This window comes from Muriicola sp. (assembly GCF_041567615.1).
In the GTDB taxonomy this organism is placed as follows: domain Bacteria; phylum Bacteroidota; class Bacteroidia; order Flavobacteriales; family Flavobacteriaceae; genus Muriicola.
Genome location: NZ_JBFGBM010000151.1, coordinates 1 through 6,785, shown reverse-complemented (window position 1 = coordinate 6,785; position 6,785 = coordinate 1). Strand labels below are relative to the sequence as shown.

Genomic DNA, 6,785 nt, shown 5'->3' with positions numbered 1-6,785 from the left:
CGGTATTTCCCGCTCATCCCCCTGCGAAGGACATCGGCTTCCCCCAGGGTCAGGCCTGCAAAATAGTGGGCTACCTTGATCACGTCTTCCTGGTAGACCATCACTCCATAGGTCTCGGGCATGATGTCGAGCATCACGGGATGCCCCTTCTCCTCTGCCCTCCCCGGGTTACGGTGCCTCATGATGTACTCCCGCATCATCCCGCTCTGGGCTACCCCCGGCCTGATAATGGAACTGGCCGCCACCAGCCCCAGGTAGGTGTCTACCTCCAGTTTCCTGAGCAGCATGCGCATGGCAGGCGATTCTACGTAGAAGCAGCCCATACACTGGGCAGACCGGATCATGCTGTTCACCTTCGGGTCCTGCTTAAAGGCCTTGATGTCGTGTATGTCGATAGAAGCATATTCCTCCGGGCGGTTCAGGGCCAGGATCTCTATGGTCTCCTTGATCTTGGCCAGGCCCCGCTGTCCCAGGATGTCAAATTTGTAAAGCCCTACGTCCTCGGCGATCACCATGTCGAACTGGGTGGTGGGAAAGCCCTTGGGCGGGAGGTGGGTAGCCGAGAATGCGTGGAGGGGCTTCTCACTGATCAGGATGCCCCCGGCGTGGATGCTGAGATAATTGGGCATGTCCTTGATCAGGTTGCCATATTTGAGGACCAGGAGGGAGACCCCGTCCAGTTCCGAGGGGGTATAATGCCCTTCGCACAGGAAGTCGATCTCCGCCTTGGGCAAACCGAAGACCTTCCCGAGCTCCCGGATCACCCCTCTCGACTTAAAAGTGACGTAGGTGCCCAGCAGGGCCACATGCGGAAAGCGGTCGAAGATGTACCGGGTGATCTCCTCCCGGTCCTTCCAGGAAAAATCGATGTCGAAATCGGGCGGGTTGGTCCGGTAGAGGTTGATAAAACGCTCAAAGTAGAGGTCGAGTTCAATGGGATCCACGTCGGTGATCCGCAGCAGGTAGGCTACGATGCTGTTGGCCCCGCTCCCCCGCCCTACGTAGTAAAATCCGCGTTTCCGGGCCTCGGAAACGATGTCCCAGTTGATCAGGAAATAGGAGACAAACCCTTTGTCTTTGATGAGCTGCAACTCTTTTGAAAGCCGGCTGCGGATACGGTCGTCTACCTCCGGGTAGCGGTAGGGCAGCCCTTTCCGGCAGAGCTCTTCGAGGAGGGCCTCGTCTTCCTCCCTACTCCCGAGGTAGGTACTCAGGTTCTGCGACTTTCGCTCCGGGGAAAAATCGAAGTGGATGCTGCAGGCCTGCATGAGTTTTTCCGTATTCCTCAGGATAAAGGAATATTCCGAAAAGACCTCCGCCAGGTTGCGGACGGGGAACATCTTCTCCTCTGGGGAGGCCTGTTCCTCTTCGGGCAGCTTGCTCAGCAGGACGTTGTTGTCTATAGCCCTGAGGAGGCGGTGGGCGTTGAAATCCCGCTTGTTCCTGAAGGTGACGGGCTGCAGGACTATCAGCTTGTCTTTGTATTCTATGAGCCTCGAAAAGGGCAGCCGCCTCAGGTCTGCCACCGAGATCCCGATATATTCCTGGTCCGAGAAGTGGTACCGGTCATTGAGGAGGACCTTCTCGAAGGGGTAGATCACAAAGGCGTGCCGGAAAGCCGGAGCCTTTGAAGGGATCTTTTTCTCCCGGTGAAGGTGGTGAGACAAAAAATCGTTGAGTTCCCTGTACCCCTCATTGTTTTTGGCGATCCCGACAAAACAGGGATCCACCCCGTTGCGGAAATCGATACCCAGGATGGGCTGTATCCCGAAGTCGGCCGCCCGGCGGACAAAGTTGAGGCAGGCCGAGGTGTTGTTGATGTCGGTCAGGGCCAGACGGGCGACCTCGTTCTCCCGGGCGAGTTCCAGCAGGGCGACCTCGGAGAAGGTGCCGTAGCGGAGGCTGTAGTATGTATGGCAATTTAAATACACAATAATCTTTTTTTCTTTTCATTTCTTTTGCTTGCCCAAAAGAAATGAAACAAAGAAAAGGGCACTTTCTCGTAGGCGATTTTAATGCAAGCATTAAAACCAGAGTCAATCTCCTAGATCGCCTCCAAGGCTTCGGCGATCCTTAACGGAGTTTGCCTCTTTCGCTGACGAGAAAGGATCTTTTTTTCAAAATTTAGAGTCAACATTTATACTCAGCAGAGTTTGTTTATCTCCCTTATCTGCAGAATAGGCTGAGAAACTTCGGTGGTACTCGTCCTGCCGAAGGCGGGATGGCGAAGTTTCGATGCCGGTTTTAGCTACCCTGTGTAGCTAAAAATTCCTCAGATAAGGCGTCTTTTCTTTTCTCCCTTTTCTTTGGACGAGCAAAGAAAAGGGATGACAACAATTATTGTTTTCGATGTGCCAGCACAATGGGAGGTTGCCCGTTAAACGGGTTCACCATCCTCCCGATGGTCTTCGCCCCCATACCTGAAGCGCGGATGACGCTCTTGTCCCCGAAACGCTCCCGGATGCGGTCCATGGCCGCGTAGAGGTTCAAGGCCTCTTCCGTATCCTCAAACAGGTTGATCTGGTAATTCCCGGGCACCAGGTGGCTAAACCTGATCCCGACCAGGCGGACCAGCATCCGCCTGTTGTAGAGGGTGTTGAACAGCTCCAGGATCCTGGGGATGAGGATGTGGTCTGCACTGGTATACGGGATGCGCATCTGTTTGGAATAGGTATTGAAATCCGAGTAGCGCACTTTTACCGCGATGCAGGCAGTGAGCTTTTCCCCCCGCCTGAGCTGGTAGGCCAGGTTCTCCGTCATGGCGATGAGGATACCCCTGAGCCTGCCCACGTCTATGGTATCCCTGTCGAAGGTGCGTTCGGTGGAGATGGATTTGCGGTCCGAAAAGGGAATGACGGGGGTGTTATCCACCCCGTTGGCCCGTTTCCAGATCACCTTTCCATTGGCCCCCAGTACACGTTGCATCACATCCACAGGCATTTCCTGTATGGTCCTTACCTGCCTCAGCCCGAGGTTTCGCAGGGTCTGGTAGGTCTTGTCGCCCACCATGGGGATCTTCTTAATAGAAAGGGGGGCCAGGAAGGGCTTTTCATAACCAAAATCTACCTTCAGCTGGTTGTTGGGCTTGGCCTCATTGGTCGCCACCTTGGAGACCACCTTGTTTACGGAAAGACCGAAGGAAATGGGCAGGCCCGTTTCCTTCGTGATGGTCCGCCTCAGTTCGGTGGCGTAACGGTAGCAGCCAAAAAAGCGGTCCATCCCCGAGAGGTCTGCGTAGAATTCGTCAATACTGGATTTTTCGAAGACGGGGACCTTTTCCTTGATGATCTCGGTCACCAGGTCTGAATGCTTGCTGTAGGTGCCCGCATTACCGCGGATCACCACGGCCTCAGGGCAGAGTTCCCGGGCCATCTTCATGGGCATGCCCGAATGTACCCCAAAACCCCGGGTCTCATAGCTGCAGGCAGCCACCACGCCCCTGTCGCTGGTACCCCCCACCAGGATAGGCTTGTTCTTCAGCTCGCTGTTGATGAGCCGCTCCACGGACACAAAAAACGTGTCGAGGTCCAGGTGTAAAATCGTCTTTTGCATACAACCAGAAAAGGATAGCTAAAATATGGAATATTTCCATGTATTTGGATTTTTTCCATGTTAAAATTGTATGCAAAAATAAAAAAGGCCGTGTACTGGGTACACGGCCTGTTGTAATATTGAAACGTTTGGTTGTTATCGCCTAAAGCGACTGAAAAGCCTGTATGATCATAAACACCATAAAGGAGATGAACAGGCATCCCACCAGGATAAACAGGTCGATCAGATCAAACTTTTTCCGCATGGAGGTCTTTAGAAAGAACCGTGGTTCTTTAATCGAAGGGAAAACCAGTAATTATTCGGTAAATAAAGGCATAGAGCACAACACCGAACAGAATAAAACTAAACCAGGCGAAAAATTTAAAAAATTTCCTGATTACAAAGTTTTCTAATTGCTTAAAAGCCTCCAGGTAAATTTCCTTTAAAAGTATTAATGTCTTCATAACTTGATAAATAGGTTAAATTTCATTTGTTGCTTCCAAAGCTATTATACAGGCCAAAGCGGAGGGGAAAATTTGGCTGATCGTACCCGAAATGCAGATTAACGACCTAAGTACAGACCGTCATCCCTGGGAAAACGCTGTTTATCGACAGGCCCTGATTTGCCCTCATCCGATGTGAAGCAGAAGATGATCGATGAACTGCACAGGAAGAATCTCCTGATTTTGCAGGGCATAGAACCTACAGAAAGGGGATTACTCCAGGTGCGGGCTCGTGAACCCGAGCGTGGCCAGACCGATCTTTACCTCCGGGCAGGACATAAAGAGATCCCAAAGCAGCCCGGTCCGGTAGTTTTCGATCATGACCACCACAGGTCCCTGATCAATGGCCAGATAATTCTCTGCGTACCAATTCTCGGTGAGATTAAAGGCGTCGTAGAACCCATAAGGGCCCCACAACTGCTCCCGGTGGTTCTCATAAAAATTACGAAGGGCCTCCATGGAGTATTCAGGCGTATAAGGCAGGGAGGAGATGGCAGCAGTCGGACTGATCACTCCCAGGTCGTTGGTGGGGCTGTGGGCCGAATATCCCTGGTGGTTGTCGCTGGCTGTCAGGCCCCAGTTGTACCTTCCGTATCCCACATAGCCTTTGGGATTTTCAATGCAATAGGCCCGGTTGATGAGGCTGTGGTTCACGTTCTGTAGCCAGTAATCGGCGTAGGCGTCCTCCAGCCCCCTGGGGTCGAGTCCCAGGAAGGAATAATGGGCAAAGAACAAAGGCCCTCCGAAATCCGGGCCAAGGGGCAGGGTCCACTGTCCGTAGTATTCCTGCCCATTGGTAAAGTCGGCTCCCGAGGTCCATCCCTTGTGATACACAGAAGCCGATATGGGATGGGTGGGTGATGAAGCAGCAAGCACATAGGTGATCAGGGCCTCATTGTACCCCTTGATCTGGTGGTTGATCGCCCATTCGTCTTCGGGTGACCTGTGCCAGGTAAGCATTTCCTGGCCCCGGGTGTACCAGTTCCATTCCACCTCATGCCACAGTTGGTTGATCTTTTCCCGCAGGAGTATTTCCTCTTCTATGTTCCCGTCAAAATACTGGCGGGCCGTGAGCAATCCCTGGATCATAAAGGAGGTCTCCACGATATCACCCCCGTTATCCTCCGTAAAAAAGGGGCGTACTTTTCCTGTGCTGCCGTAATACCAGTGAGGAAAGGCCCCGTGGAATCTGTCGCCCGAGAGCAGGAAATCGACGATCTTGTGCAGGCGTTCCAGGGCCTCGGCGCGACTAATATAATTACGCTCCACCCCGACGACCAGGGCCATCACCCCGAAGCCTGAGCCTCCCGAGGTAACGATCTCATATCCTGATACCCCGTAGGCATCCCTGTTGGACCGTTCAAGCGCCATACCGCTTAAAGGGTGAGCAAAATCCCAGAAATACTTAAAGGTCTGGGACTGGACCAGGTCCAGGAGTTCTTCATCGCTTAATACTTCATGTGTGTTAGTAATCTCCTCTTTGGCCTCCTGCCCTTTCTCAGAACACCTCAGCAACAAACCAGCCGACAGGGCAATCGATACTTTCAGGACAAAAACTGCAGAACGCTTCACTTTGGATCTATTATTGGAGCCTAAAGTTAATTGAAAAGAATGTATCTCTTCCTGTATCCAAATACCTTAATCCAGAAGATCCGATTATCAATGGTGATCATTGAGGCAGCAGCCAATGAGTTATAGAGACCGGCCTATTGCTGTTCCCTGTTCTGCCAGGAGACACAAAATCCAAGATTCTGAAGCTACTACTTTTCGTTACAACAATCTGACGGACTCCCAAAAATCAGAAAAGCCCTTCAAGCAATACTAAGCTCAAAGGGTATGGGTTTACGTACGGTGGCCGTCAGTAAAAACCAAAATATATGTGAAGAAACAGAACTCTTAATTCTTGGTATCTACTTCTTCGTGATTCTGGTTCATCTTTTTCCTGCACGCGGCAATCTCAGCCGGAGTACACGGCCTGTTCGGACAGATCAAACACTTATCTACGATGTTGTCATCACTAATCTGATCGTATACAACTTCGTCATTGTTTGTACATGCCAGGGCCAACAGGAGGAACAAGCCATAAACATAGCGAATAGGAGAGTATCTTAGCTTCATAGGCAGGCTATTCATGTGATTTGGGCACTTTTAACGGTGTAATTTGATAAAAAGAAGTCGATTTTTATAAAAAGGTCGTTGAACTGCGGTAAAACTGAGATGAATTACCATTCATTTTACTAATTATCAGAGATTTAACTTAGGTACAACCTTATGACCCTGTAAAACTGAGATCATTAATCTTTAATGTTTTTGAAAAACAAAACCTGTCATTTAACTGTGCCGAACCTTAACTCTTTCTCAAAAAAAGACGTGTTCAGATAATGAACACGTCTTTTCATATGGATCTTTTATCACCAACATTGGCCGAACGCCCCCTAGCTCATTGAAGCCAGCATTTCCCTGGCCTCGCCCAGGATGAGGACATACTGCACACTGTTGAAATTGTCGTTTACGATCTCTTCAAAAAGTTTATTAGCCTTTTCATTATCTCCCAGATTTTTGTACGCCTTTGCCATCCAGTATTTATTGTACACATCGTCCGGATCCAGCTCTGCCATATGTTCCAGGGCCTTTTCATAATTGCCTTGCTGAAAATTCACGTAGGCGTGAACCTGGTGATACGGCCTCAATTTGTTGGGGTCATCGCTGGCTTCCAAATCGGTTTTGATCAATTCTGCTGTTGCAGCAGCT

The 6,785-nt window shown here is 50.7% G+C and carries 6 protein-coding genes; all 6 read right to left on the bottom strand.

Features of this window, described 5'->3' with window-relative positions:
- The coding region (locus tag ABYP73_RS10290) for a PHP domain-containing protein (protein ID WP_372974259.1) at positions 1–1,931 on the bottom strand (1,931 nt) is incomplete at its 3' end.
- A gap of 406 nt (positions 1,932–2,337) precedes the next feature.
- Positions 2,338–3,552: a DNA polymerase IV gene (locus ABYP73_RS10285; RefSeq protein ID WP_372974258.1), complete on the bottom strand. Its 1,215-nt coding sequence runs from the start codon at positions 3,550–3,552 to the stop codon at positions 2,338–2,340.
- A 272-nt stretch (positions 3,553–3,824) separates the two neighbouring features.
- Positions 3,825–3,995 (bottom strand): DUF6747 family protein, encoded by a 171-nt coding sequence (locus ABYP73_RS10280; protein ID WP_372946003.1) that lies wholly within the window; start codon positions 3,993–3,995, stop codon positions 3,825–3,827.
- A gap of 252 nt (positions 3,996–4,247) precedes the next feature.
- A complete protein-coding gene (locus tag ABYP73_RS10275; RefSeq protein ID WP_372974257.1) occupies positions 4,248–5,606 on the bottom strand; it encodes a glucoamylase family protein in 1,359 nt (452 codons plus the stop codon).
- 324 nt (positions 5,607–5,930) lie between these two features.
- A complete protein-coding gene (locus tag ABYP73_RS10270) occupies positions 5,931–6,152 on the bottom strand; it encodes a hypothetical protein (RefSeq protein ID WP_372974256.1) in 222 nt (73 codons plus the stop codon).
- Between the two features lie 317 nt (positions 6,153–6,469).
- The coding region (locus tag ABYP73_RS10265; RefSeq protein WP_372974255.1) for a tetratricopeptide repeat protein at positions 6,470–6,785 on the bottom strand (316 nt) is incomplete at its 5' end.

Coding starts and splice junctions, on each gene's coding strand:
- ABYP73_RS10285 (WP_372974258.1), bottom strand. CDS start 3,552: ATGCAAAAGACGATTTTACACCTGGACCTCGACACGTTTTTTGTGTCC.
- ABYP73_RS10270 (WP_372974256.1), bottom strand. CDS start 6,152: ATGAAGCTAAGATACTCTCCTATTCGCTATGTTTATGGCTTGTTCCTC.
- ABYP73_RS10280 (WP_372946003.1), bottom strand. CDS start 3,995: ATGAAGACATTAATACTTTTAAAGGAAATTTACCTGGAGGCTTTTAAG.